We start from the raw sequence: 24,261 nt of genomic DNA on the forward strand, positions 1-24,261 counted from the left end.
CAAATGAACCTATTGGTACAAAATGGTGAAGGCATGAAATTCCAAGGCAAAGCCGCGCTTGTTACCGGGGGCGCGCGCGGCATCGGAGCCGCAATCGTTCGACACCTGGCTTCCGAAGGCGCTGACGTCGCCTTCACCTATGCGACCTCCGACCAGTCGGCCGAGGCGTTAATTGACGCCCTGACGGTTCACGGCGGCAGGCTTCTCGGCCTCAAGGCGGATAGCCGGGATCCGACCGCGATCAGTCACGCCGTGGACCAGACAGCCGAAACGTTCGGACGCCTCGACATACTCGTCAACAACGCCGGCGTTTTCCCCGCAGGGCCGATCGAAGACGTTTCGCTTCAGGAGATTGACGATACTCTGGCGATCCACGCACGAGCCGTCTTCATCACCTCGCAAGCGGCGCTGTCGCACATGAAGGCCGGCGGACGGATCATCTCCATCGGGTCCTGCTTCGCCCAGCGCGTGCCTTATGGCGGCGTGACCCTCTATGCGATGAGCAAATCCGCCCTCATCGGCTTCACCAAAGGCCTGGCGCGCGAGGTCGGAGAACGCGGCGTCACCGTCAACATTGTCGACCCCGGCTCCACCGAGACGGACATGAACCCCATCGACGGCCCCGCCGTTGCTGCGGAACTGGAGTTGATGGCGGTCAAGCGCTACGCCCAGCCCGCCGAAATCGCCGCAGCCGTCGGCTTCCTCGCGGGGGAGGAAAGCCGGTTCATCACTGGAAGCTCGCTGGCGATCGACGGGGGCTTTACGGCCTAGCGCCTGCTCGCCTGCACCAATGCCGCCGCCCAAGGGAGAACGACATCCGATGGCCTGGGGACTGTTGGCCGTAGCCGGCCTGCTGGAGATTGTCTGGGCCCTCGCGCTGAAACAGGCGGACGGCTTTACGCGGCTATGGCCGAGCCTGATCGGCGTCGGCGTCGCCTTGCTGAGTCTGGTTCTGCTTGGCGTCGCCCTGAAGAGTCTGCCCGTGAGTATCGCCTATGCTATCTGGGTCGGCATAGGCGTCTTCGGCGTCGCGATGTTCGGGGCGCTGTTCCTCGGCGAGCCCCTCTCAGGGACGAAGTTGATCTTTCTGGCGCTGATCATGATCGGCGTGGCAGGGCTGCGGGTGATGGAAACATGACGCTTCTCGACGAACCGCAGAAGACCCCGCGCCCGCCGCTCGGGCGACCGAGACGCTTTGACAGGGAAACCGCCTTGATCGCCGCCATGCGAACCTTCTGGGCGCAGGGCTATGAAGGGACGTCGATCCAGGACCTTGTCGCCGCCATGGGCATCAACAAGCCGAGCCTGTATGCAACCTTCGGCTGCAAGGAAGAGGTTTTTCGAGAGGCCGTCGAGCTTTACGACCGCCTTGAGGGTCGGGCGACCACGCAAAGCCTCGCCGAGGCGGCGACCGCTCGCGAAGCGGTCGAGGCCATGCTGCTGGCGAACGCCCGCGCCTATACGGAGACCGAAGGCCCGCGCGGGTGCATGATCGTCCTGTCCTCCCTGCTCGGCGCCCCGGAAAATGCGGGCGTGCGCGACTTCCTCGCGAAGAATCGACTGGACGGCGAGGCCGCTCTCAGAGCTCGCCTCGCCGAGGGCGTCGCACAGGGGGACCTGGCGCCCTCCGCCGACCCCGACCGCCTGGCGGCCTTCTACACCACGGTGCTGGAGGGCCTATCGATCCAGGCGCGGGACGGCGCCTCTGCAGAGAAGCTCCGAATGATCATCGACGCCGCCATGCTGGCCTGGCCGACCGACTGATCTGGCGCTTCGCCTTCTTGGGGAGAATATTGTGCTGCGTTTCTCATTTCCGATCTTGGCGGCGGTATCGTTGCTGCTCTCTTCGCTCCCGGCCCACGCTGAATCCGACACGGCGCCGCGCAACCGTGCAGAGGCGGTCAGGATCATCGCCGGCCTGAGACAGATCGTGACGCCGGACGGGATCGAACGACTGGAGGCCGTGAATATCAACGGCGTCGATCAGTGGATTTCCGTGCGGAGCCGCAATCCCGGCAATCCGGTCCTGCTGGTGGTTCACGGCGGTCCCGGCTGGGTCGCCATGCCGACCTCCTGGTATTTCGCCCAGGGTTGGGACGAATACTTCACCGTCGTGCAATGGGATCAGCGCGGAGCCGGAAAATCCTACAACCCGGACCATCCCGTCGCCGACCTGACCATCGATCAGATGAAACAGGATATCGACGCCGTCATCGGCTGGGTGCGTTCCGAGACGCGACAGGACAAGATCTTCCTGCTCGGCCACAGCTGGGGAAGCTGGCTGGGTCTTGATGTCGCGCGTCGTCATCCCGAATGGCTCCATGCCTACATCGGCGCGGGCCAGGTCATCGACATGCGTGAGAGCGAACGCCGGGGCTGGGCCTGGGCGATGGCTCGCGCTCGCGACACGGGCAATGAGACAGCCATATCCGAGCTCCAGTCCATCGCGCCCTACGCTGAGGGCGGAACCCCGGTCCCGACATCGTCGCTGTACCTGCAACGCAAATGGGTCAACGCCTTCGGCGGCGCCGCCTACAATCGCCCGGACGCCAGCTTCGAAGGGGCGGCCATGGCCCTGTCTCCCGACTATACGGATCAGGATGTAAAGCAGGTCTGGAAAGCCCAGGACGTTTCAGTCGAACGCTTGATGCCCGCAATCATGGAGACCTCCATGTCATCCCTGGCCGAACTCGAGGTTCCGACCTTCCTGCTGCTGGGTCGGCACGACATCAATGTCTCGGCGGGAGTTGCTGCGGAATGGTTCGCCAGACTCGACGCGCCGCACAAACAACTCGTCTGGTTCGAGCATTCAGCGCACGAGATGCTGGTCGAGGAGCCTGGCAAGGCCTTCCTCACCCTGATCAATGAAGTGCGCCCTCATGCTGAGTCTGCAGCGCCGTCCGCCGCAGAAGCAGAGCCCCCGTCCCCTCCACCCGCAGCACCCGATAAGCGAGGATTCCCGGATGAGTGTGAAGATCGAAGGCGGCGTCAACATCGCCATGAAGGTGCCGAGCCATCAATATCAGGCCGTCATCGCCTTCTATCGGGACGTGGTCGGCCTGGAGCCCATCGCGGAAAAGGCGCCGGCGGTCGGTTTCAAGCTCGGCCCGAACCAACTTTGGATCGACGAAGCCGAGACCATGACCCAGGCCGAGGTCTGGCTGGAACTGTTCACGCCGGACCATGCCTCCGCCTTGAAACGACTGGAAGACGGCGGCGCCGTACGCTGCGATCCGATCGAGCCGCTCGGTGAAGCGTTTCGCGGCGGCTGGATCATGAATCCCGCCAACATCGTCCACATGGTGCGCGAACCCGACGCCTGGTGATCGGCGTCCCGGCCTCAGCCGTTCAGGAACTGCTGGAGTCGCGGCACGACGAAGTCGAGAAAGACCCGAACTCGCTCCGGCATGCGCGGTCCGCCCAGGAAGACGGCGTGGATTTCCTCTTCGTCCCGCTCGATCACGTCGCCCAGGACCTCCACCAGGCGGCCCGCGGCCAGATCGGCCCGGACGTGGTAGTCGCCCATTCGGGCCAATCCGACATCGGCCAGGGCCATGCGCCGGACCGTCTCGCCGTTGTTGCCGAGCAAGGAGCCGTGGACGACACGTTCGACCACACGGCCTCGTTCCTTGAGCGGCCAGACGGGCACGGCCCGACGAAAGTTGAAGCCCAGGCAGTTGTGTCTGGATAGATCATCGACCGTCCGGGGCGCGCCATGACGCGCCAGATAGGCGGGCGAAGCGACGATCTTGCGATGCGCCGTCCCGATCCGACGCGCGACCATGCCTGAATCCGGCAGTCGGCCGACCCGAAAGGCGATATCGGTGCGGTCGAGATAGAGGTCAACGATCTCGTCCGACAGCGACAGGTCGACGACGATATTCGGATAGGCCTTCCAGAACTCCGGCAGCAGCGGCTCCAGACCCAGGACGCCCAGCGCCACCGAGACGTTGACCCGAACTCGCCCGCCCGTGGCGGCCGCGCCCTGCGACAACTCCTGCTCGATCTGATCGAGGTCCTGCAAAAAGGTCTGGCTGCGTTCGTAGTAGATTTCGCCCTCAGCGGTCAGGGACAGGCGCCGCGTCGAGCGCTCGATCAGGCGAACGCCGAGCCGTTCCTCCACGCGCGAGATCAGCTTGCTGACGGTGGAGGGCGTCATACCCAGAAGACGGGCCGCTTCCGAAAAGCTGCCGCTCTCCACCACGCGCAGGAAGACCTGCATTTCGCCGGCTCGGTTATCCATCGCCGCATCATCCATGATTTTATTTCACAGATGATGGGAATTTCGGCGCGATTATCAAGTTTGAACCGAAGCCCTACTTCCGCGGCACCTTCAGAAACAGCGAGGAGCTTCAGATGCAGACCGTCACCGCTCACGGCGCCGCCGTTCCGGCCCTTGGTTTCGGCGTCTTCCGCATGTCCGACGCGGAGGTCGAACGCGTCGTTCCCGCCGCGCTCGAAGCCGGTTTCCGCCACTTCGACACGGCCCAGATCTATCAGAACGAAGCCGCGCTCGGTCGCGCCCTGCAGGCCGCCGGAGCCCGTCGCGACGACCTGTTCCTGACCACCAAGGTCTGGGTCGACAACTACAGCGCCGACGCCTTCGCCGCCTCGGTCGACGAGAGCCTGGATAGGCTGAAGGTCGATCAGGTCGACCTCCTGTTGCTGCACTGGCCGGCCGATCAGGTTCCGATCGCCGACCAGATCGAACGGCTGAACGCCGTCCAGGCGGCCGGCAAGACGCGTTTCATCGGCGTCTCCAACCAGAACATCGCGCAGATGCGGGAATCGATCGAACGCTCGGCCGCCCCGATCGTGACCAACCAGGTCGAACTGCATCCCTATCTGCCGCAGCACGCCCTGACCGCCGCCGCCAAGGAAGCCGGCGTGGCCGTCACCGCCTACTACAGCATGGCGGACGGCGCCGTGCCCAAGGACGAGGTCCTGCAGCGGATCGGCGCCAGATACGGCAAGAGCGCCGCCCAGGTCGGTCTGCGCTGGCTGATCCAGCAGGGCTACATCGCCCTGTCCAAGACCGCCAACCCGGCGCGCGCGGCCGAGAACATCGCCATCTTCGACTTCGCCCTGGACGACGCCGACATCGCCGCCATCGCCGCCCTGGCTCGGCCCGACGGCCGCCTCGTCAGCCCCGCCGGCCTCGCCCCCGCCTGGGACGCCTAGGAAATCCGGGCCCTGAGGAAGATGAAGATGGACATGACCGCTTCCGCGACCGCAACGCCGGCCGCCCAACCCGCGCACGCCCGCTGGGCCCTGCTGGCGCTCGCCGTGGGCGCCTTCGGCATCGGCACCACCGAGTTCTCGCCCATGGGCCTGCTGCCCGTGATCGCCCAGGGGGTCGACGTCTCGATCCCCAAGGCCGGCCTGCTGATCAGCGCCTACGCCATGGGCGTCATGATCGGCGCCCCGATCATGACGCTGGCCTTCACCCGCTTCGGCAAGCGAACGGCCCTCATCCTGCTGATGTCGATCTTCACCATCGGCAACCTGATGTCGGCCATGGCGCCCGGCTACTTCACCCTGCTGGCCGCGCGTCTGGTGACAAGCCTCAACCACGGAGCCTTCTTCGGCCTGGGCGCCGTCGTGGCGGCCAGCGTCGTTCCCAAGGACAAGCAGGCGAGCGCCGTCGCCGCCATGTTCATGGGCCTGACCATCGCCAATATCGGAGGGGTGCCCGCCGCGACATGGATCGGCCAGCAGATCGGCTGGCGCATGGCCTTCGCCGGCACGGCCCTGATCGGCGTCCTCGCCATCGCGGCCCTGTGGTTCGCCCTGCCCAAGGGCGAACGCGGCGCCATGCCGGACCTGCGACACGAACTGCGCGTTCTCACCCGCGGCCCTGTGCTTCTGGCCATGGCGACGACCGTCATGGGAGCCGGCGCCATGTTCACCCTCTACACCTATGTCGCCCCGGCCCTTCAGACCCTGACCGGCGCCTCGAACGGTTTCGTCACGCTCAGCCTCGCCCTGATCGGGGTCGGCTTCACCATCGGCAACTGGCTGGGCGGACGACTGGCCGACTGGTCGCTGGACGGCGCGACCAAGATCTTCCTCAGCGCCCTGGCTCTCATCATGTTCGTCCTGCCGTTCGTGTTCAGCAGTCCCGTCGGCGTCGCGATCGGCCTGCTGCTCTGGGGCGGCGCGGCGTTCGCCATCGTCCCTCCGGTGCAGATGCGCGTCATGGAAGCGGCGTCCGAGGCGCCGGGCCTGGCCTCCTCCATCAATGTGGGGGCGTTCAACCTGGGCAACGCCCTGGGCGCGGCCGTCGGCGCCGCCGTCATCAGCCTGAACCTGGGCTATGCCGCGGTGCCCGTCGCGGGCGGCCTGCTGGCGGCGGCCGGCTTCGGCATGGTCCTGCTCACAGCCCGGCCGTCCCGGGCTCCACACCTTCCGATCGCCAAGGAAAGCGGCCGATAACGCCGAGGATTCGGGCAACAAAAATGGGCGCCGCGGTCGCGGCGCCCATTAACCCTGACGGGAGAAATCAGGGCCTAGGCCCCTTGCGGCCTAGTAGGTGTACCGGAGGCCCAGGTAGAATTGACGCCCGGTATGCGAATAGACCCACGGTCGGTTGCTGACATCGACATAGCGGCTCTCGAATTCATCTGTCAGATTGATGCCCTCAAGGGAAACCTCGAGACTGTCATTCAGCTGATAGCTGATCCGCATATCGAAGTTCACCGTCTCATTGGCGCCTTCCTCAAAGTTGCTGTTACGCCCCGGAACCTGGGTCAGATAGCCTGAGCGATAAGCTACCGATCCCCTTACGCTCAGCCGGTCGTCCTCATAGTAGAGGGTGCCGTTGGCGGCGTTCTTGGACAGGCCGACCAGAGTTGAATTCACGGTCGGGGCGCCAGGAGTGGACGACGTCAGATACTCGATATCCGACGACACATAGGTGTAGTTCGCCATCGCCCCCAGGTTCGACCACAGACCTGGCAGGAAATCGAAGTCTCGACGCACATTGAGTTCCACCCCCGACAGTTCTCCACCGTCGGTGTTGACCGGCCGGGTCACCTCGAAATCATCGGTCGGGACGGCGATGGTGCCGTTCAGCAACTCCAGCGGCAGGCCCAGGGTATTGTAGGGCGCCGTCGTCCGAAGCGTCTGCGCAAAGGTGGAGATGTCCTTGTAGAACAGTCCCAGCGAGAGCAGGCCGCCCTCCCGCGGATACCATTCAAAGGATAGGTCCAGATTGTTGGACTCCGTCGGCTCAAGATAGGGGTTGCCGCTGGAATAGCTGCGGTTGCCGCCCTGCACGCTGATGTCGCCGCCAGGACTGACGCTGCCGAGCGGCGGTCTAGCGATGGTTTGGGCGGCCGCGAAACGAACCAGGGTGGTGTCTGACAACTCCAGGGCCAGGTTCATCGACGGCAGCCATTTTTCGTAGCTGCGTTCGGCGTCGACGCGTTGGATCACCGACCCCACGGCCGCATAGCCGGAGGAGTTTTGGTCGGTCTTCACATAGCGCATCCCGATATCACCGCGTACCGGGAAACGTCCCAGGGCGAAGTTGAAATCAGCCTGCAGATAGGCTCCGAAATTTTCTTCCGTAACCCAGGTGTTGCCGCCGCGCGCCTCGGCTTGTTCGATGTCCCCGATCTCGAACAGGCCCGTGTTGCTGAAGACATCGAAGGCATCGATGTAAGCCTTCACATCGGGAACAAGCCAGGCCGTCGGACTGCCGTTCGGCAGGTCCAGGCCGTCGCCGAAGCCGGAGAAGACCGTGGACAGTTGCGCTAGCTGCGCCGGCGTCAGCACCGGGATGTCGGTCTCCCCCGCAACCCGCAGCCTCTGTTGCGAGGCGAACTCGAACTTTCTCCAATCGACGCCGCCATGCACGCGCAGGTGGGGGCTGACCTCGTAGGCCAGCGCCAGCTTGGCGTTGTCGAAGGTGTTCGACACTTCGTTCTGATCGATGTTCAGAGCGGAGTTCCCCGCCACCGTCGCCCAGTTGCCCGGGTCAGTCGGATCGAATCCCAGGGCCACGGCCGCCGCACGGCGACCGCCGCGATAGTCGTAGGAATAGCCGTTGGCGTCCAGATTCTCGAAAGTGACGGTAACGTTCACCGGCGAGTCGAAATCAGACTCCGCTCGACCGATCATGCCCGTCAGGGTCAGGCGGTCGGTCAAATCATGGCGGAAATCGAGAGTCGCCTGCTTGAAGGTGGTCGACAGTTCGTGACGCGAAGCCTGGCTGCGCATGTCCACGCCGTCGAACAGGCCGTAGATCAGGTTGTTGTTCTCGTCGATCTCGCCATCGACAATGGTGGTGCCTTTCTTGCCCGCCACGCCGCTTCGAGAAAAGGAGATGGCCTGCAGCAGACGCTCGTCACGCTCGCCCTTCAGTCGCCCGTACAGACCGTTTAGCGAAATGAGCGTCCGATCGGAGGGCCGGAACTGGAGACCAGCGGTTACGCCCAGGCGGTCCTCGGAATGCTCGTAGCTGTTGTAGCTGGGATTGCGGGGGTGGAAGACGCCGTTGGCCGAATTGGCCGTCCAGTCATAACCCGGTAGGGCGCTGGTGTCGGCGAAACCGTTGTTGGCCCCGGCCGGTCCCCAGCGGGTGGTGCCGTGCAGTTCTTCCAAGGTGTTACGCTGACCGAAGGCCACGCTGACCAAGGCGCCGATCTTGCCGTCCATCCAGGTCCGCGTCCCCAGAAGGGCAATGCGCGGGTCGGAATTGCCGGAGAAGTCATTGTAGCCGATCTGGGCCGCCGCAACGAAGGTCGGCTCCCGATAATCGAACGGCTGGCTGGTGTTCAGGTCGACCGTAGCGCCCAGCGAGCCTTCCTCGACATCGGCCGAAGCGGACTTACGCACCGTCAGACGATTGAACAGCTCCGACGCGAAGATGTTGAAGTCGAAGCCACGGCCCCGGTTGTTGCCGACTGCGCCGCCTGAACTGGTGCCGCCCGAAGTGGCCAGGGCCTCCATGCCGTTGATGCGAACGCGAGTGTAGTCGGGTCCCAGGCCGCGCACGGAGATCTGCCGCCCTTCCCCTCCCACGCGCGTGATGGCCACCCCAGGAATCCGTTGCAGCGACTCCGCCAGGTTCATATCGGGGAAGGCCGCGATGTCCTCCGCGACGATGGCGTCGACGACCCCGGTTTCATTACGCTTGATGTTGGTGGCGCTCTGCAGGCTGGCGCGGAAGCCGGTGACGACGACCTCTCCGACCTCGGTCGGCTCCTGTGGCGTCTCCTGCGCGGCGGCGGCCGTGGCCGCAGCCAGGGCGAGAGCGGCGACGCACGCGCCGTTTCTCACCTGTTCGATGCGATTCCTGAACATTATCGATCCTCTCCTCCCGCCGCCTCTTAGGTGTGCGGCTCCCCCGTCGAGGCGGCGGCCGTAGCCGCCTTGCCTCAGTTCGTCGCCGGCGCCCCCTGATCCCAGGGAAAGTCGAGCGTCGGCCGATAGGCGTAGCGATCGATCCCGATCGTCAGCGTCTCGCTGGATCCCGGCGTCAGCCGCACGCTGAAGGCCCGGCCGTCGCAGCCGACGGTCCCCGAGCGCGTACGGATCGAAGTGCAGCGGTGCTCGCCATAGCCGCCCAGTTGCACCGTCACCGTGCGCGTGGTGAGCGGGCTGGTGTTGACCAGCGTCAGCACCACCGAGCCTGGTTCTATCTTCTCGACCAGGGCCGCGACGTCCGGCGGCAGACCGGCCCGGCGCGCATCAGGATCAAAGTGGCGCACCTGGGTGTGCAGCGGCATTGGACCGTGTCCCGAACCGCCTGGATCAGCCCCGCCCATGGTCAGGTTGACCAGGGCCTCGGTCGCCACCGGGTTCGAGCGCTCCCAGCGGGTGATGCCGACCGGATACTGCAAGGTGGTGTCGTCGTCGCGGATACGCTGAGCCGCCACGCGGATCTCTTCGAGGGCCGCCTGGAAGGCCTGAACCGGATAGTCCTTGGCCTGTCCCTGCAGAAAGCCGATCCAGCCGGTCTTCGGCAGGCGGGCGAGATCGCGGGCTTCAAGGCCCCACATATAGACGTCGGCCTCGACCCGTCGGCGGTTGCCCAGCCCGGGCGAACGGCCGTCCACATCATAGAAGCCGTACCAGCCCTGATCGCCGTAGTAGTGCGGCACCTGCACCTTGCCGTCGACGACGCGACGCTGGGCGTAAAGGTTGTCCAACTGACGGCGGATCACGCCGGTGTACGCCTGGTCTCCCGTCAGCAGCAGGGCGTCGCCAAAAGCTTCCGGCGGGCCGCGGAAGACATAGTTGCGGACACCCTCGTCCGGCGAGTTCCAGCCGAAGACCCCGCCATACCACTTGCCGCCCCACTCCCCGCCAATCGTGCCGTCTCGGCCGATGTTGGAGGGAATGTTGCCGCCGTTCTGGTCGATCCGGCCGCGCCAGGCGTCAACGTACTCCAGCGCCCAATCCCGGTACTTGTCCTCGCCAGTCACCAGATAGGCGTGGAAGGCCAGTTGAACCGTGTTCAGGTTCAGGGGGTGATCGCCAAAGATGTTTTCCGACTTCAGGAAACGCGTGCGGCGACCGGGTTCGCCGCCGGGGATCTCGGGTCCGTCCCAGTCGGTGGCGTTGGGAGGCGTCAGGCGAGGTCCCCGACTGCCGTTGAACAGGCTGCGGATGATCTTGTGCTCGGGATCGTAGTTCGGCGCCGAGGGGTCCTCGTTCATGTAGAAGCCGGCGTAGCGCCGCAGGCGCGTCTCATAGCGTCGGTCATAGGGCCGGCTCAGGCCGTAGAAGTAGAAGCCGGCCATGCCTTCGCTGATATGCTCCCAGTCGAACTGAGGCATGAATTCGCGATAATAGACGCCTTCCGATACAGCCTCGACCTCAGGAACCCTCGCACGCGAGTACTGGTCCAGGTGGTTCTCCCAGACATGGCTCCAGGCCTCGATGATCGCCTCGTCGCCGCCGACCGCATGAGCGATCGGCCAGTTGCGGATAGGCTCCATCGCATCATCGGCGCCGTCGGTAATGCCGTAATGCGCCAAACCGCGCAGGTAGCCGCGCCCGTCAACGAAGGCGTCCAGGAAGGTCTTCACCCCCTCGGCGTTGGCCGCGATCACAGCGCGTTGCGCAAGCGCCCAGGCCGGAACCGGCGCTGGAGCGTCCACCATGATTGTGGTGCTGGCTGGATTCGCCACGGCGACGACGTTCGGCGTTGTTTCCTGGGCCATGACGGCCGTCCCCAGCGCCAGGGCCGCGCACCCCGCCAGCAACCCCCATCGACGAATGTTCTTTGTCAGTTCGGCCTTCATAGGTCCCCTCCCCTTCTTGTCCGCGACCGGTCCGGACCCGGTCGAAGTTCTCGACGTGACGCGGCCGCGTCCCGCCTGCGTTTCAGTCGATCGGCGCGCTCGCGGCCGCCGCGACCTCCGTCACGACGGCCTTCGATCTCTGCGGCGACGTCTCCAGCGCACGATCCAGGCGCTCCACGTCCAGAACGCCCTCCCAACGCGAGACCACGATGGTGGCCACGGCGTTGCCGATGAAGTTGGTCAGAGCCCGGCATTCGCTCATGAAGCGGTCGATGCCGAGGATCAGAGCGAGCCCGGCGACCGGGACCGAGGGCACGACCGTCAGGGTCGCCGCCAAGGTGATGAATCCCGCGCCCGTTACGCCGGCCGCGCCCTTGGAGCTGAGCATGGCGACGGCCAGCAGCAGAAGCTGCTCCTCCAGCGACAGGTGAACCCCTACCGCCTGCGCGATGAAAAGCGCCGCCAGCGTCATATAGATGTTGGTGCCGTCGAGATTGAACGAATAGCCCGTCGGCACGACCAGGCCGACGATGGTCTTGGGGCATCCCGCCCTTTCCAGCTTCTCCAGAAGGCTAGGCAGCGCCGCCTCGGACGACGAGGTGCCCAGCACCAGCAGAAGCTCCTGGCGCAGATACCGAAGCAACTTCAGGATCGAGAAGCCATGGATGCGGGCGATCAGGCCCAGAACCAGCACCACGAACAGAATGGCGGTGACGTAAAAGGTCGCGACCAGGGCGGCCAGATTGACGACCGAGCCGATGCCGTAACGGCCAATGGTGAAGGCGAAGGCTCCGAAAGCGCCGATCGGCGCGGCCTTCATGAACATGGCGACCAGCTTGAAGAAAGCCTCGCTCAAGGACTCCAGCACCGTCAGCACGGGCAGTCCCCGATCACCGATCATGGCCAGGGCCAGGCCGAACGGTATGGAAAAGAACAGGACCTGCAGAATCTCGCCGTCAGCGAAGGCCCCCGCCACCGTGTTCGGAATGACATGCATCAGAAAGCCGACGATGGTGCTGTCGTGGGCCGCCTGAACATACTGCTGCACCGCGCCGGCGTTCAGACTGGCCGGGTCGATGTTCATGCCGGCTCCGGGCCGAACCACATTGGCGACGATCAACCCAAGGATCAGGGCGAAGGTCGACACCACCAGAAAATAGCCGAGCGCCTTAAGCGCCACGCCGCCGACCTTGCGGATGTCCCGCATGCCCGCGATTCCGGTGACGATGGTCAAGAAGATGACCGGCGCGATGACCATCTTCACCAGCTTGATGAAGGCGTCGCCCAGCGGTTTGAAGCTCTCGCCTGTGGCCGGTGCGAAATGACCGATCAAGCCACCAAGAATGATGGCGGCCAGAACCTGCACATAAAGTTGTCGGTGCAACGCCCGCTTGGGCGCAGCCGCGCTCGTATCTTGGGCCACGAAAGGTCCCCTCGGGCGCGATCCTAGCCAACCGCTGTTGTTTCCTCGTGCGCTCTGTTTGCTCTTCGGCGGCGCATGTGAAACTAATGACACCGGTTTCCGATTTAGCCAAGCTTTTGGAGATCTATCATAATCTCTTGAATTAGAACGCATTTATCTAAATCCGCTCAGTCAGGAATGCGACTTTCCATCCACAGCGACCCTCATCTGTGCTGAAAATGGCTCAAAAATCCCGACGTCGCCCGACCTGGACGTTTTTGATCGCAGCAGGATTCTTGGCGTCTGCGGCGGCTGCCTGGTCTGTCGGCGAACTCGCAGACGCTCGCGCCCGACATGAAGTGACGCGCCGGGCAAAAACTGCAGCTCAGCTCCACGCCACAGTTCTACGGTCCGAACTGGAAAAGCATCGCTCCCTGCCCTTCGTCCTGGCCGAAGACTTGCAGCTCCACCAAGCCCTGCTTGAAACCAGTCCAGCCGATCTGGTCCAGTTGAACATGAAGCTGGAAGGTCTCAGCGTCCGCACTCGAGCCGCCGTCATCTATCTGCTGGACGATCAAGGCGTCGCCGTAGCCGCCAGCAATTGGCGGCTGCCCACCAGCTTTGTCGGCACCGACTACAGCTTCCGCCCGTATTTCCAGAACGCCATGCGCGATGAAGTGGCCGAGTATTTCGCTCTGGGCGCTGTCAGCGGCCGGCCAGGCCTCTTCCTGGCCCGCCGCGTGGAGAGCGGGTCGCGCACCTTGGGCGTCATCGTGGTCAAGGTCGAGTTCGACGCGCTGGAGCGGGAGTGGTCCCAGTCGGGCGAGCCTGCGTTTGTCGTGAACACGGACGGCGTCGTGCTCATCACCGATGTGCCGCAATGGCGCTTCAGCGTCGCCGGCCCGCTAACCCCGACCCGACGGCAGCGGCTGGCGACGCATCTGCAGATGGCGGCGACGGGCTTGCGTCCCCTGCCGATCGTTTCAGGCGCCGCAGATCGAGAAATTCGGGTGACCTTGCCCGGTTCGACCTCTTCGCGACGTTACATAGAGGCTGTGACCGACACGGCGTCTCCCGGGTGGACGCTGCATCTTCTGGAAGCCACCGATCCCTATATTCCCAACAGCGTGGCGACCGCACGGACGCTGACCTTCTCGATTTGCCTCGCCATCCTGGCCGGGCTGAGTGTGCTGCTGTATCGGCGTCGCCGCGCCGAGGCCCTCGAAGTCGAGCGTGAAGCCGCCAGAGCCGAACTGGAAATGCGCGTCGAGGCGCGTACGGCCGAGCTAAGCGCCTCCAACGAGCGACTGGTCGTGGAAATGGAGGAACGCCGGCAGGTCGAGACGAAACTGGATCTGTTGCGCGATGAACTGGTCCAGGCCAGCAAACTGGCCGTCCTCGGCCAGGTCGCGGCCGGAGTAGCGCACGAGATCAACCAGCCCGTCGCCGCTATCCGGGCCTACGCCGAAAACGCCCGCACGCTGATGCGACGGGGCGAGGCCGCAACCGCTGAGGACAATCTCAGCCAGGTCGTCGACATGACACGACGTGTCGGCGTCATCACCGACGAGCTTCGCGCCTTCTCGCGCAAGAGCACGGGTTCGCCTGGGCCGACCCTGCTGGAAGAGCCGATCGCCGGCGCTCTCCTGCTTCTTGCACCCCACGCCCGCCGACTGAAGATCGCATGGAAACGCGTCGGATCGACGACAGGGCTTTGCGTGCTCGCCGAGCGCGTTCGATTGGAGCAGGTGCTCGTCAACCTGCTTCAGAACGCCCTTGAAGCGGTGGAAACCACTCCAGGTCCATCGATCACGCTACGTGTGGAGACCTCCAGCGAGGTCGTCCGCCTGATCATCTCCGACAATGGCCCGGGAACGCCCGAGGCGCTTCGCGCCCAGTTGTTCACGCCCTTCGTCACCACCAAGCCGACCGGCCTGGGACTGGGACTGGTCATATCGCGCGACATCGTCAGCGGCTTCGGAGGGGAACTGACTCTCGCCGACCCGGAACCGGGCGGCGGAGCCGTCTTCATCGTCACCCTGAGGAGGACGTCGTGAACGCTCCGGGCCTGGTTCTTTTCATCGATGATGACGCTGACCTCCGTCGCGCCGCCGCTCAGACCCTCGAGTTGGTCGGCTGGACAGTCCACGCTCACGCTTCGGCCGACACCGCCCTGCGTACGCTTGATGAAGGTTTCGAAGGGGTAGTCGTTTCAGACATCCGGATGCCCGGAATGGACGGCCATCAACTCCACAGCCATGTGCGTGCGCTGGATCCGGACCTGCCCGTTATCCTGATCACCGGACACGGGGATATTCCCGAAGCCGTGCGGGCGCTGCAGGACGGGGCCTATGATTTCATCTCCAAACCCTTTCCCACCGAGCATCTGGTAGCGGTGGTGAATCGAGCCCTGGAGAAGCGTCGGCTGGTTCTAGAGAATCGTCGGCTTCATACCGTCGCCGAAGCCCCGACCGACGATCTGGGCCTGATAGGGGATTCTCCGGCCATCCAGACCCTGCGCGCACAGGTTCGCCAGTTAGCGGCGGCAGAGGTGGATGTGCTGCTTGAAGGTGAAACAGGCGTGGGAAAGGAATTGGTGGCCCGCGCCCTGCATCGCGAAAGTCCACGCCGCCGACAGCCTTTCGTCGTCGTCGACTGCGCGGCCCTGAATCCCGCACACGCCGACATGGAGCTCTTCGGTCACGAGGCCGGCGCCTTCGCCGGCGCGGTGCGCCGCCGCATCGGCCAGATCGAAGCATCCGACACCGGAACGCTCTTCCTGGACGAGTTGGAGGCCCTGACGCCTTCCCTCCAGGCCAAACTGCTTCGCGTGATCGAGGAGAGAGAGGTGACGCCCATCGGCGCCAATGAGCCTCGCGCCCTGTCGCTGCGGATCATCGCGTCCGCCAAGGCGGGTCTGGCGGCGCGGGTGGCCGGCGGAGACTTTCGCTCGGACCTCTACTACAGGCTGGATGTAGGACGCATCCGCGTGCCCGCCCTGCGCGAGCGGCGAGGCGATATCCTTCCGCTGTTCAGCCACTTCATCCAAGACGCCTGCGCCCGGCTTAAGCGACCAGTCCCCGAGATAGGCGCCGCAGTCCGCCATCGCCTGATGCAGGAGGAATGGTCCGGGAACGTCCGGGAGCTTCGTCATCTGGCCGTGAAAGCCGTCCTCGGCGTGGAGGACGGAACACATCATGACCCCACGGCTTCGACTGACCTGGCGGGGCGCGTCGCCGCCTACGAAAAGCACCTCATGGAGGAAGCCCTTCTGCTCTGCGAGGGCGACGCTCGCGCGACGACCGACCTGCTGGGGCTGCCTCGCAAGACCTTCTACGACAAGCTGAGACGCCATGGCGTCGAGATCAGTACGTTCCGGTCGAAATAGCTGTCCCCTGAGCCGGAAATCGGAACTGGGGCCAGACGCTAGAGCGGTTGAATCATCACAGTCCCGCCGGGCTCGCCTGTCGTCCCCTACTGGAAGGGGCGGTTCCTCCGTCGACGCGATCCTGATTGACACCGCCAGAATATGGCCGCAAGCTGACCTTGCTAGACACCGGTGTCATCAAAGAGTCCGCTAAAGGACCAGGCACAAAAGTCCCTGGGGAGGGTCAAAACCGTGAAAGCCGCTAAGGGTCGTTCGCGCCTATTGGGTGCGAGCGCGCTGATGTCTACCGCCGCCATTCTCGCCACGGCCTCTACGGCGAACGCGCAGGATCAAAACCCCATCGCCCAGGAAGAGGCGACCCAGGTCGACGAGATCGTCGTCACCGGTTTCCGCGGCAGTCTTGAGCGCGCCCTGCAGAACAAGCGCAACAGCAACGCCGTCGTCGACAGCATCGTCGCTGAAGACATCGCCAAATTTCCCGACAATAACCTGGCCGAATCCATCCAGCGCGTCCCCGGCGTGACGATCACGCGCGACGGCGGGGAAGGCCGCGCCATCTCGGTGCGAGGCCTGGGGCCGGACTTCACCCGTGTGCGCATCAACGGCATCGAAGCCCAGGCCACGACCGGAGGCAATCGAGGCCGCGGCTTCGATTTCAACGTCTTCGCCTCCGAGTTGTTCAATCAGATCGACGTGCGCAAGACGCCGTCGGCCAACGTCGAAGAAGGCTCGCTGGGCGCTACGGTCGATCTGCGCACAGGCCAGCCGTTCGACTCCAGCGGCCCGGTTTTCGCGGCCTCGGCGCAAGCTGGCTATAATGACCTTTCCGGCAAGGTGGATCCCCGCTTCGCAGTTCTGGGCAGCAACCGCTGGATGACCGGACTCGGCGAGATCGGCCTGTCCGCTTCGCTGGCCTATTCGGAGAAGACCACGCTCCAAAACGGCGCATCGACCGGTCAGTGGAATTTCGGAGCCCAGGACAACGGCTGGTGCAATCCAGCGACAAATCCAGGCCTGTGCGGCGACGCTGATCCGGCGTTGTTCGCCATCGCCTCGGCCAACACGACGCGCTATCCTCGTTTCCTGCGCTACCAAGATTACAACCTGGAAACTCAGAGATTAGGCGTAACGGGTTCCTTTCAGTGGCGTCCCAGCGACCGGACCGAGGTCAGCCTGGACGTTCTCTATTCCAAGTTCGACGGACAGAGGAACGAACGCCAGCTGGAAGCCATCGGCCTCAGCCGCGGCGCCTCGCAAGGCGGCAAACCCGAGACCATCGTCCGCGACATCGTGCTGGACGACAACGGCACCGCCATCGCCATGACGATGGACAATGTCGACATTCGATCTGAAAACTATATCGACGAATACTCGACCGTATTCCAGCAGTACACGCTCAAGATCGATCATCAGCTAACCGGCAAGCTTTCCGTTCGGCTGCTCGGCGGGTACGTCAATAACGACTTCGACAACTTCATGGAATACATCGTCCAGATGGACCATCAGAATGCTGATGGCTATTCCTATGACATGCGTCCCAATGGGATGGACTTCCCGGCCATCAACTACGGCTTCGACGTCACAGACCCCGACCAGTGGTACATCGGCCCGACGCGGATCGCGCCCGGCGGCGGCACAGGGGCGAGCGGCCCCGACATTCGCCTGCGCCCGAACTGGAACGAGAACACCTACAAGACGGCGCAGTTCGATCTGACCTACGAAGCCACGCCGGTCCTCACGTTCCGCGGCGGGGTCCAGGCCAAGAAGTATGAATTCATGGGCCGCGGCATGCGCTTCGCTGCGGGAGAGACCAATATCCCCGGCATTCCAGCCGGCTACAGCATGGCCGACCTGACCGAGGACTATTGCGGTTTCAAGGGTCTGTCTCTGCCCAGCGGCACGCCCAATTGCTGGCGCACTCCCAGCCTGGGCGCGATGGCCGAGGCCTACGGGGTCTTCAGCAACAGCGGGCGTTTCGCACTGTCAGAGACGGTGTCCAGCGCGCGCGGAGACAACCGCACAGTGTCCGAAGAAGACCTGGGAGCCTATGTCCAGGCCGACTTCAACCTGGAACTGGCGGGCATGCCGGTTCGTGGCGACATCGGCTATCGTTACGTTAAGACCAAGCAGGAATCGGGTTTCTATTCGACCGTTCCGACGGCAGTCGACCCCTCCGGTTTCCTCTGGACCGTGGTCGGCCGTGAATACGAAGACAACCTGCCCTCGCTGAACCTGGTGGTTGAGCCGCGCGACGACCTCCTGCTGCGTTTCGGCGCCGCCAAGGTCATGGCGCGCCCCGGCCTAGGCAGCATCTCCGCCGCGACCAACGTCAGCGTCTCGGGCGGCGGCCGTTCGGTCTCGACCGGCAACCCCTATCTGGAGCCGTATCGCGCCAATACCTACGACTTCGCGGTCGAGTGGTATCCGCGTCGCGGATCGATCCTGTCCGCCGGCTTGTTCTACAAGGAAATCTCGACCTACATCCAGAACCTGACGACGTCGGCGTCGTACGCCTCCACCGGCCTGCCCGACTCGCTTCTGGCGGGAACAGGCGTGAACAGCAGCGATATCTTCCAGGTTTCGACTGTGGTGAACACGCCCGGAGGCCCCCTGAAAGGCTTCGAGCTCAACTTCCAGCAGGCCTTCACCTTCCTGCCGGGCAGATGGTCGAACTTCGGCGTCCTGGCGAACTACACCTATGTGAAATCAGATATCGACTATCAGGTCAGCGGACCAGGCGGCGTCATCAATATCGTGACCCAGCCGCTGCTGAACCTGTCCAAGGTCGCCTATAACGGCACGCTCTACTATGAGGATGGACCGTTCCAGGCGCGCGTCTCGGCCGCCTATCGCGATCCCTATCTGACGTCGGTTCCGGCGTCCTACAGCATCGACGTCGCGGGCGTGCGAGCGTCAACCTATGTGGACGCCTCCATCTCTTACCGCTGGGGCGACAACGTCACCTTCACCTTGGAAGGGATCAACCTGACCGATGAGGTCAACGTCTCCTACACTGACTCCCAAGCCGAGCGCTTGACCGACTACTTCCAGAGCGGTCGGCAGATCTACGCCGGCGTTCGCTACGCCTTCTGATCGAAAACCTTGTTGCGGCGGCCTCATCCGAGGTCGCCGCCTTCGTTTCGGAGACAGCGGAATCGACTCATTCTCCCCTTCTACCCGCGCGTCGCGACCTGGCGCGATATGGCATCGCTCTTTTGGCGGGCGGCGCAGCCGCAAGCTGGTCGCGTACAGATGCGACGGCCCAGACGCTCCCCGATCCCTGGGCCGAGGCCGCCGCGATCAGAACGCGTATTCGGCCACCGTCCTTCCCGCGCGCCAACCGCTTCACCCCGCAGCAGTTCGGCGGCGCCGCCGATGGCGTGACCGACAATACGGCCGCCATTCGCCAGGCCATCCAGGCGGCTTCAAAAGCGCCCGGAGGCGGCCGCGTGGTGTTCGAGGGCGGCGTGTTCCTGACCGGCGCCATCCGGCTGCTGTCCAACGTCGAACTGCACATCGATCGCGAAAGCGTCCTGCGCTTCTCGACCAATCCGGCTGACTACTTCCCTGCCGTCCTGACCCGCTATGAAGGGACGGAGTTCATGGGGGTGTCGCCCTTCATCTACGCCTATGGCGAACAGAACATCGCCATCACCGGCCACGGCGTCCTAGACGGCAGCGCCGGCGCCGACAACTGGTGGGCGCACAAGCGCGGGGCCGATGGCGAAGAAGGCGACCCCGCCCGCCTCAGGCGACTGGCCGAAGAAGGCGCCCCCGTCGAGCAACGCGTCTTCGGCCCTAAAGCGACCATCCGACCGCAGTTCATCCAGCCGTATCGCTGCCGCAACGTGCTGATCGAAGGCGTTACCATCCTTCGCTCGCCGATGTGGGAGATCCACCCCGTCGAGTGCGAGAACGTCACCGTGCGCCGGGTGAACATATCCAGCCACGGCCCCAACAATGACGGATGCAACCCGGAATCGTGCAGGGACGTGCTGATCGAGGACTGCGTCTTCGATACGGGCGACGACTGCATCGCCATCAAATCGGGCCGCAATGCCGATGGCCGGCGCATCAACAAGCCCAGCGAGAACATCATCGTAGCCGGCTGTGTGATGATGGACGGCCACGGCGGCGTGACCTTGGGCAGCGAGATCAGCGGCGGCGTCCGCAAGGTCTTTGTCGAGAACTGCCGCATGGACAGCCCCCGGCTGGCCACCGCCATCCGCTTCAAGAACAACGCCATGCGCGGCGGCGCTCTAACCGACATCCATGTCCGCGACGTGACGATCGGCCAGGTGGCCCGCGCCGCCGTGACGGTGGACTACAACTACGGCGAGGGGGCGAACGGCGACTTCACCCCGGTCTTCGACGGGCTGACGCTGGAACGCGTGCTGGTCGGACGCTGTGAGCGGGTCTTGGACCTGCAGGGCTTCTCGCACGCGCCCCTGCGCAACATCACCGTCAAGGACTGCGATTTCGCTCGCGCCGCCGAGCCTGACATCGTGTCGAACGTCGAAGGCCTGACCTATCGGAACGTCCGCCGCAACGGGCAGGCGGTCGATGGCCCAACCCCTGGGGCCGTAGTGCGGCCAGCCAACCGACATGGATGATCGTCAGGAGGTTCGGATGTCGATATCCCGCTTGTCGGCGGCTCTGGCGATCGCCGTCGTTGCTGCAGTTTCTGTTTCCGCGTCGCCGTCCTCGGTTCTCGCACAGTCGAGCGCTCGAATGGACGCCCCGCAGTCCGGTCGGGATCGGCTGACCGCCTGGCTCAATCAGGAAGTCGCGCGCCATACCGCGGCCCGTCGCGACGTGGTCGCCGCCATCACGACGGAGGAGCAGGCGCGCGCCCGTCAGGCGCGCGTACGCGCCCTGCTCTCGGAGATGATCGAGTTCGAGACCGCCTCGGGTCCGGTCGTCTCGGGCACGAGCAAGGTCCTCCATGAAGATGGTTTCGACATCGAGGCCCTCTGGTACGAAAGCCTGCCCGGCTATCGCGTGACGGCGAACCTGTACCGCCCGACCACGGGCGCCGGCCCCTACCCCGCCATCATCGTCCAGCCCGGTCATGGCGTAGACGGCAAGGTCAGCAACTACGGCTTCGCCGCCAATTTCGCTCGCGCCGGTTTCATCGTCCTGGCCATCGACATCGTAGGCGAAGGGGAACGTCTCCAGCATTTCGATCCTGAGATCGGCGCCTCGAAAGTCGGCAGACCGACCGGCGAGCACAGCATGGGCTTCGGCCAGTCCCTGCCGACCGGCGGACACGTGTCGCGCTACTTCATCCAGGACGCCATGCGCGGCGTGGATTATCTGATGGCTCGGCCCGATGTCGATGATCAGCGGATCGGCGCCTTCGGCTGTTCCGGCGGCGGTACGATGACGGCCTATCTGGCCGCGCTGGACCCCCGCATCAAGGCGACGGCCAGCGCCTGCTACGTCAACGACTTCGACCACCTGCTGGCTCCCGGCGAAACCGGCGCGCAGGACGCGGAGCAGTCCATTCCCTTCTTCCTCGAGCGCGGACTGGACCTGCCGGACTGGATCGAACTGGCGGCGCCGCGCCCCTACGCCATCGTTTCCACCACCGAAGACATGTTCCCCATCGCCGGAGCCCGCGCGGCCTATGCCGAGGCGCGACGCTTCTACGCGGCCATGAACGCCGACGACCGCATCACCATGATCGAGGGGCCAGGAGGTCATGGCAATCTGGGCCCCGTCGCGCCTCAGATCCTGGCCTTCTTCTCCAGATGGTTGAAGGACGACGTGACGCCGCCCGTCTTCACGCCCGTAGCCGTCGGCGACGCGTCTCGCCTGCACGTCACCGAGACGGGCCAGCTCTCCAGCTCCATCGGCAGCGAAACCCTCCAGTCCCTGGCCCGCGCCCAGGCAGACCGCGAGCGGCCGAGATCCCCCAGCCGAAGAAACCGATTCCGCCCGCCTGGCGCGGCTGCGCGTCGCCATCCGCGACATTACACGCACAAGGACAGCGCCCGGCGACACGGTCCAGGCGACGTTGAGCGCGACCGCCCGCCACAACGGCTTTCAGTCCACGCCCGTAACCCTGTCGGTCGGCGGCATGGATGTCATGGCGACCTTCGCCACGGATGGCGCGCCGGGACGCAAACCCTCGCTCCTGCTGCTCGGCGCTCCACCATCCACGACCCTGGAAAGTCTGTTCGCCACCTGGACTCGCGCGGGCTGGAATGTTCTGGCGATGGAGCCGCGCGGCGCCGGCGGCGCCGAGGAGATCAAGTCGCCTCTCACCGGCGACTGGACTCTTCTGTCTCTACGGACGCTGCTGGTCGGGCGTACGCCGGTCGGACTGCGCATCGACGATACGATCGCGGCGATAAACTGGCTGAGCGAGCGGCCGGACGTCGATCCACGCGGCGTCGCGGTCCATGGCCCTGGCGCGCTGGGCCCCGTGGCCCTGCACGCCGCTGTGCTGGACGACCGCATCGGCCAGGTGACCACGATCGGCTCCATCGTCGCCTATCGCGAGTTCGTGGACCGGCCGATCAGCCGTGACATGGCCGAAGTGAATCTGCCCGGCGTGCTGCGTCGTTACGATTTGCCCGACCTCATGGAGGTGCTGGGCGATAGCCTGATCCTGGTCAATCCGGCCAACGCGATCGGCGAACCCCTGAGCGCAGTTGAGGCAGCCCAGGTCGCGCCCGCCGCCACGGTGGTCTTCCGAAACGCGCGGGATCCCGCCGCACCGCCGTCCTCCTCTCGCCAATGAGCTGCTGATGCCCGTTCCCGCCAATCGTCGCGCCTTTCTCGCCGCCGTCAGCATGGGGGCGGTCTCGGCTGCGATAGGTCCGATCGCCCGGGCCCAGGTCATGCCGGCCGCCGCCGCGCCTTTCATTCCGCCTGCGACTGGCCTGACGCTCGATCCGCGCGAGTTCGGAGCCAAGGCCGACGGCGCGACCAAGGACACGGGGGCCATCCAGCAGGCCCTGGACCGATGCGCGGTTCTGGGCGGCGGCGAGGTGGTGCTGGCCGGCGGCGTCTTTCTGACCGGCCCGATCCGCATCGGCTCCAACACCCTCCTTCGGATCGAGGAGAGCGCGACGCTTCAGGGCTCGGCGGACCTGGCGGACTATCCCGTCATGCAGGTGCGTTGGGAGGGACGCTGGGTTCCCGGCTACATCGGCCTGGTGTGGGCTCAGGACGCCGTCAACATCGGCATCGCCGGACAGGGCAAGATCCTGGCCTCCAAGGCGATCAAGCGCCGCATCGAGGAAGCGACCGGCCTGCGTCACCCATGCCTGCTCGAATTCGTCGAGGTGCGCGGCCTCAGCGTCACCGACGTCTTCACCGAGCAGAACGACATGTGGTCGATCCACCCGGTCTATTGCGAGGACGTGGTGTTCCGGGGCGTCACCGTGCATGGCGGCGCCGACGGCATCGACGTGGATTCCTGTCGTCGCGTCATCATCGAACGCTGCGACTTCGACACGGTGGACGATTGTATCTCGCTGAAGTCCGGACGCGGCATGGAGGGCAATGTCATCGCCCGCCCGACCGAGGACGTAACCATCACCGACTGCGTCTTCCGCGACCAGCACTGGGCCTGCATCGGCATCGGCAGCGAGACCTCGGCGGGCATCCGACGGGTTCTGGTGGAGCGATGCCGATGCCTGCAGGCGCGCACCTTCGCCATCTACCTGAAATCCCGTCCCGGACGCGGCGCCTTCATCGAGGACGTCGTCATGCGCGACCTCGAGGTCTCGGGCGCCGGCTATGGCTTCCTGCGCCTGAACTTCCTGGACAGCGGCAAGCAGGATCAGTTCCCCGTGCCGGGGCTGGAGGGCATCCCGACCGTCCGCAATTTCGTCTTTGAGCGCATCCGCGTGACGGAGGCGCCCATCCTGGTCGAGGCGGTGAACATCCACCCCGACAAGCCGCTGGACGGATTCGTGCTGCGCGACATCACCGGCACGGCGGGGCGTGGGATCACCCTGGCCAATATGACCAACGTCGTCATCGAGAACGTCACAGTCAACGTCTTCAGCGGCCCCCGGCTGGCGATCGACAATGTCACGGGACGTGGTCTTGACGGCGCCGCCCGTCTGATCCCGCCCGACACGCCCCCGCCCGTGACGGCCGGCCAGCCGCCATACCGTCTGGGCATGGCCACCGGCCGCCCGAACTAACCTTCTGCGTCAGGCGACGGGTTCGCCCGCTTCTTTCCAGGAAAGGCAAGG

Annotated in this window: 17 protein-coding genes and 1 pseudogene; 14 read left to right on the forward strand and 4 right to left on the reverse strand. The window is 64.8% G+C overall.

Annotated features, from left to right (window positions below; genetic code table 11):
• The first annotated feature begins 3 nt into the window (after nucleotides 1-3).
• The 5 genes and pseudogenes from AC52GN_RS10125 (at nucleotide 4) to AC52GN_RS10145 (ending at nucleotide 3,326) form a co-directional block, all read left to right on the forward strand.
• Nucleotides 4-771 (forward strand): 3-oxoacyl-ACP reductase family protein, encoded by a 768-nt coding sequence (locus AC52GN_RS10125; RefSeq protein ID WP_496526959.1) that lies wholly within the window; start codon nucleotides 4-6, stop codon nucleotides 769-771.
• 49 nt (nucleotides 772-820) lie between these two features.
• Nucleotides 821-1,138, forward strand: a complete 318-nt coding sequence (locus tag AC52GN_RS10130; RefSeq protein ID WP_291776412.1) for a DMT family transporter — start codon at nucleotides 821-823, stop codon at nucleotides 1,136-1,138.
• 74 nt (nucleotides 1,139-1,212) lie between these two features.
• Nucleotides 1,213-1,764 carry a TetR/AcrR family transcriptional regulator gene (locus AC52GN_RS10135; RefSeq protein WP_496526960.1) on the forward strand — a complete coding sequence of 184 codons (552 nt, stop codon included), beginning with the start codon at nucleotides 1,213-1,215 and terminating at the stop codon, nucleotides 1,762-1,764.
• Between the two features lie 298 nt (nucleotides 1,765-2,062).
• Nucleotides 2,063-2,791 (forward strand): annotated as a pseudogene (locus AC52GN_RS10140) (alpha/beta fold hydrolase); the annotation flags it as partial.
• Nucleotides 2,792-2,963: 172 nt separating this feature from the next.
• Nucleotides 2,964-3,326: a hypothetical protein gene (locus tag AC52GN_RS10145; protein WP_452111492.1), complete on the forward strand. Its 363-nt coding sequence runs from the start codon at nucleotides 2,964-2,966 to the stop codon at nucleotides 3,324-3,326.
• 14 nt (nucleotides 3,327-3,340) lie between these two features.
• Here AC52GN_RS10145 and AC52GN_RS10150 read toward each other — a convergent pair whose 3' ends face one another.
• The gene (locus AC52GN_RS10150; protein ID WP_496526961.1) at nucleotides 3,341-4,243 is read right to left on the reverse strand and encodes a LysR substrate-binding domain-containing protein; all 903 of its coding nucleotides are present in this window, start codon (nucleotides 4,241-4,243) and stop codon (nucleotides 3,341-3,343) included.
• A gap of 113 nt (nucleotides 4,244-4,356) precedes the next feature.
• Between AC52GN_RS10150 and AC52GN_RS10155 the strand changes: the two genes are divergently transcribed.
• Entirely contained in the window at nucleotides 4,357-5,181 is an 825-nt protein-coding gene (locus AC52GN_RS10155; RefSeq protein ID WP_496526962.1) for an aldo/keto reductase, read from the forward strand.
• 33 nt (nucleotides 5,182-5,214) lie between these two features.
• The gene (locus AC52GN_RS10160; RefSeq protein ID WP_496526963.1) at nucleotides 5,215-6,435 is read left to right on the forward strand and encodes an MFS transporter; all 1,221 of its coding nucleotides are present in this window, start codon (nucleotides 5,215-5,217) and stop codon (nucleotides 6,433-6,435) included.
• 90 nt (nucleotides 6,436-6,525) lie between these two features.
• On the opposite strand, the gene AC52GN_RS10165 is transcribed toward AC52GN_RS10160, so the two are convergent.
• From AC52GN_RS10165 to AC52GN_RS10175, 3 genes are all read right to left on the reverse strand, one after another.
• Nucleotides 6,526-9,309: a TonB-dependent receptor gene (locus AC52GN_RS10165; RefSeq protein WP_496526964.1), complete on the reverse strand. Its 2,784-nt coding sequence runs from the start codon at nucleotides 9,307-9,309 to the stop codon at nucleotides 6,526-6,528.
• A 74-nt stretch (nucleotides 9,310-9,383) separates the two neighbouring features.
• Nucleotides 9,384-11,255 (reverse strand): DUF8034 domain-containing protein, encoded by a 1,872-nt coding sequence (locus tag AC52GN_RS10170; protein ID WP_496526965.1) that lies wholly within the window; start codon nucleotides 11,253-11,255, stop codon nucleotides 9,384-9,386.
• An 82-nt stretch (nucleotides 11,256-11,337) separates the two neighbouring features.
• Entirely contained in the window at nucleotides 11,338-12,678 is a 1,341-nt protein-coding gene (locus tag AC52GN_RS10175) for a dicarboxylate/amino acid:cation symporter (RefSeq protein WP_496526966.1), read from the reverse strand.
• 218 nt (nucleotides 12,679-12,896) lie between these two features.
• On the opposite strand from AC52GN_RS10175, the gene AC52GN_RS10180 reads away from it, so the two are divergent.
• The 7 genes from AC52GN_RS10180 (at nucleotide 12,897) to AC52GN_RS10210 (ending at nucleotide 24,210) form a co-directional block, all read left to right on the forward strand.
• The gene (locus AC52GN_RS10180; RefSeq protein ID WP_496526967.1) at nucleotides 12,897-14,714 is read left to right on the forward strand and encodes a sensor histidine kinase; all 1,818 of its coding nucleotides are present in this window, start codon (nucleotides 12,897-12,899) and stop codon (nucleotides 14,712-14,714) included.
• A complete protein-coding gene (locus AC52GN_RS10185) occupies nucleotides 14,711-16,045 on the forward strand; it encodes a sigma-54-dependent transcriptional regulator (RefSeq protein ID WP_496526968.1) in 1,335 nt (444 codons plus the stop codon). The genes AC52GN_RS10180 and AC52GN_RS10185 overlap by 4 nt, the downstream gene beginning before the upstream one ends.
• 279 nt (nucleotides 16,046-16,324) lie before the next feature.
• Nucleotides 16,325-19,138 (forward strand): TonB-dependent receptor, encoded by a 2,814-nt coding sequence (locus tag AC52GN_RS10190; RefSeq protein WP_496526969.1) that lies wholly within the window; start codon nucleotides 16,325-16,327, stop codon nucleotides 19,136-19,138.
• Between the two features lie 122 nt (nucleotides 19,139-19,260).
• Nucleotides 19,261-20,658, forward strand: coding sequence for a glycoside hydrolase family 28 protein (locus AC52GN_RS10195; protein ID WP_496526970.1), 1,398 nt, complete (start codon nucleotides 19,261-19,263; stop codon nucleotides 20,656-20,658).
• Nucleotides 20,659-20,776: 118 nt separating this feature from the next.
• A complete protein-coding gene (locus AC52GN_RS10200; protein ID WP_496526971.1) occupies nucleotides 20,777-22,579 on the forward strand; it encodes an alpha/beta hydrolase in 1,803 nt (600 codons plus the stop codon).
• A complete protein-coding gene (locus AC52GN_RS10205; RefSeq protein ID WP_496526972.1) occupies nucleotides 22,476-22,793 on the forward strand; it encodes a hypothetical protein in 318 nt (105 codons plus the stop codon). Before AC52GN_RS10200 ends, AC52GN_RS10205 begins: the two co-directional genes overlap by 104 nt.
• 7 nt (nucleotides 22,794-22,800) lie before the next feature.
• Nucleotides 22,801-24,210, forward strand: a complete 1,410-nt coding sequence (locus AC52GN_RS10210) for a glycoside hydrolase family 28 protein (RefSeq protein WP_496526973.1) — start codon at nucleotides 22,801-22,803, stop codon at nucleotides 24,208-24,210.
• Nucleotides 24,211-24,261: the final 51 nt, after the last annotated feature.

Source organism: Brevundimonas sp. SS2672 (assembly GCF_059579685.1).

Bases quoted from the DNA above. Each gene is read 5' to 3' on its own strand.
- AC52GN_RS10125 (WP_496526959.1), top strand. From the start codon at position 4: ATGAACCTATTGGTACAAAATGGTGAAGGCATGAAATTCCAAGGCAAA.
- AC52GN_RS10130 (WP_291776412.1), top strand. From the start codon at position 821: ATGGCCTGGGGACTGTTGGCCGTAGCCGGCCTGCTGGAGATTGTCTGG.
- AC52GN_RS10145 (WP_452111492.1), top strand. From the start codon at position 2,964: ATGAGTGTGAAGATCGAAGGCGGCGTCAACATCGCCATGAAGGTGCCG.
- AC52GN_RS10150 (WP_496526961.1), bottom strand. From the start codon at position 4,243: ATGGATAACCGAGCCGGCGAAATGCAGGTCTTCCTGCGCGTGGTGGAG.
- AC52GN_RS10155 (WP_496526962.1), top strand. From the start codon at position 4,357: ATGCAGACCGTCACCGCTCACGGCGCCGCCGTTCCGGCCCTTGGTTTC.
- AC52GN_RS10160 (WP_496526963.1), top strand. From the start codon at position 5,215: ATGACCGCTTCCGCGACCGCAACGCCGGCCGCCCAACCCGCGCACGCC.
- AC52GN_RS10165 (WP_496526964.1), bottom strand. From the start codon at position 9,309: ATGTTCAGGAATCGCATCGAACAGGTGAGAAACGGCGCGTGCGTCGCC.
- AC52GN_RS10170 (WP_496526965.1), bottom strand. From the start codon at position 11,255: ATGAAGGCCGAACTGACAAAGAACATTCGTCGATGGGGGTTGCTGGCG.
- AC52GN_RS10180 (WP_496526967.1), top strand. From the start codon at position 12,897: ATGGCTCAAAAATCCCGACGTCGCCCGACCTGGACGTTTTTGATCGCA.
- AC52GN_RS10190 (WP_496526969.1), top strand. From the start codon at position 16,325: ATGTCTACCGCCGCCATTCTCGCCACGGCCTCTACGGCGAACGCGCAG.
- AC52GN_RS10200 (WP_496526971.1), top strand. From the start codon at position 20,777: ATGGACGCCCCGCAGTCCGGTCGGGATCGGCTGACCGCCTGGCTCAAT.
- AC52GN_RS10210 (WP_496526973.1), top strand. From the start codon at position 22,801: ATGCCCGTTCCCGCCAATCGTCGCGCCTTTCTCGCCGCCGTCAGCATG.